General features: G+C 40.6%; 1 protein-coding gene. It reads right to left on the minus strand.

Annotation, left to right across the window (positions count from 1 at the left end; translation table 11 throughout):
• The coding region (locus OS191_RS00120) for an HYR-like domain-containing protein (RefSeq protein ID WP_267153679.1) at positions 1-254 on the minus strand (254 nt) is incomplete at both ends.

Genomic DNA, 254 nt, shown 5'->3' on the forward strand with positions numbered 1-254 from the left:
CATTCTACTGTTACATCAGCCGGAGCAGCTGGAGCTACAGGTGCCGTAGTATCAGAAACAGTAATTATTTGCGACACACTAGATGTATTATTACAGCTATCAGTAAAAGTCCAAGTACGCGTAACTACTATATTACAAGAATCAGAACTATCAGTTGAATCAACAGGAGTTGCCACGACATCACCAGCACAGTTATCTGTTGCTGTTAAATCTATAGGAGCAGGTACATCATCGATACACTCTACTGTTAGATC

The organism is Xanthomarina sp. F2636L, assembly GCF_026410195.1.
Classification (GTDB): Bacteria; Bacteroidota; Bacteroidia; order Flavobacteriales; family Flavobacteriaceae; genus Xanthomarina.